Source organism: Bacteroides sp. AM16-13, assembly GCF_003602705.1.
GTDB classification, from domain to species: Bacteria; Bacteroidota; Bacteroidia; order Bacteroidales; family Bacteroidaceae; genus Bacteroides; species Bacteroides xylanisolvens.
The window spans coordinates 582-2347 of sequence record NZ_QTLK01000067.1 but is presented as its reverse complement, the minus strand read 5'-3'; the positions used below and the strand labels follow the sequence as shown (position 1 = coordinate 2347).

At 35.2% G+C, this 1766-nt stretch carries 1 protein-coding gene; it reads left to right on the top strand.

Annotated elements, in window-relative coordinates; translation table 11 throughout:
* The first annotated feature begins 826 nt into the window (after positions 1 to 826).
* Positions 827 to 1174, top strand: a complete 348-nt coding sequence (locus DW173_RS23565) for a hypothetical protein (RefSeq protein WP_008645116.1) — start codon at positions 827 to 829, stop codon at positions 1172 to 1174.
* Positions 1175 to 1766 lie beyond the last annotated feature (592 nt).

Below are 1766 nucleotides of genomic sequence, written 5' to 3'. Positions count from 1 at the left end.
AAAGCTAAAAGGAAAAATTAAGATAGAAAATATGGCATCGCCGAGACGCTTACCTAACTATTACGGTTTTGTCGAAGAATAACTTGAATACTCTGCAAAACAAGTAAAAAAGTATTTGGAATCGCTTGGAAAATCTATGAGAAATGTTTTTGAAAGTGATGAAAAGCTATGAGAAATACGTTGTTTTATGGATAAAACGCTGGTAATACTATGAGAAATGCCGTTTTGAAAAGTATTTCTCATAGTGTTATGCATTTGATTTATATATAGTTATTGTATTTACTATGAGAATATGAGAAATGAAAATTGAAAATCGTTTGCAGGAACCTGCCCTGAGCGTTTTTATTTTGATACAATCAGGGCAAACGTCCGCCTGAGTTTAATTCATCAATACATTGCTTTAAGTCGTAAGGACAAATTAGTGGGGATTTGAAAGTTGCCAATATATAGCTATAATAATTTTATGTCTCATACCTATTTCTTTGTCAAAATTGTTTGTTTGCTAAATATAAATTGCTACTTTTGTCGTAGTTTACTTTCGAGCGATGAAGGTAACTTTTTAATATTTTTATTGAGAACGGTTATTTGTTGCATTCAATCATAAAAATCCGCTAATTTTTTACCAGTGAATGACAATGAGTGACAGGTCTCGCGCACCTTTGCATATATACTTTGTTATATACACAATTGGGCGTGGGACTATCACTTGTGTTCACTGGGGGTCTTAGCGGATACCTATGATTGGCATGAGCAGATAGTTTCCACGCTCTTTCTTTTTTATAAACCCTCGCACCATCGGGAACTGATGCGGTAAATAACGCAACCTATGTACGGAGACTTTAATCGCATTGTTGTTCAGCTGGTTCAGCATCCTGTCATGCACAAACCTCTCTCGGATTTAACCTATACGGAATGTGAACTGGCCTATGCTTTGATAAGAGAATTGATTGATTTGTCAACTGAAGGTGATTATACTTTATTGGACTATATCCAAATGGCTCGCCTGGAGTATTATCTGGGTGAGTTGTCTTGTAAGATCAACTGTAGTAGGGAGGAAACTGCCCTTCATTATGCGGGCGCTCTTCATCTATTAGAAAAAGGCGGCTTTGATTTGGGCATAAAGAAGTGGGTTGAACTTGTCAGCCTGCGGATCGAGAATCCTAAAAAAGAATGATATTCTGATTTTGTATATAGAGTCTGATCGGTATACTCAGTATTTATCCGGCATATCTATATGGAATAGTCAACCGTTAGACTGCTTAGAACAAGTATTCTAACGGTTGACAATAAATTCTCTTGCTTTTATAATATTTTTCTATATATCCTGTTAATTACTCTATTAGTCATGCCCAATTAACCATTCCAATTAATCCATCCTCTTTAATAATCCTCTTTAATCCATCCCCTTTAATAATCTCCTTTTGTAATGTCCCTTTGTGGTATATCCCTAGTATTCTTTTTACATTTCGTTCTTTTTCTTGCTTTCTTTCTATATCATCTTCTTGTCTCTTTCTTCCTGTTGTCTTTTTCTCAGCTGTAATTCGACTGTAATTTTGTTATTTCTTTCTTCTGCATCTTTTTCTCTCTTGCGTTCGCCTACGCGCCCGCGTGTGATATAATAATGTGTTCCATGTGTACCGTTTCCGCCCCCAATCCACTTATGATAAAAAAACATGTTCTACAACATCATTATCCTTCAGCACTTTAGCAGATTCTTTCAAAAAAACTTAGAAAAAAGAGTTTAATATATTTGGATTGTATACTAA

What these genes read in the sequence shown, in the direction of transcription:
- DW173_RS23565 (WP_008645116.1), top strand. Translation starts at nt 827, where the DNA reads ATGTACGGAGACTTTAATCGCATTGTTGTTCAGCTGGTTCAGCATCCT.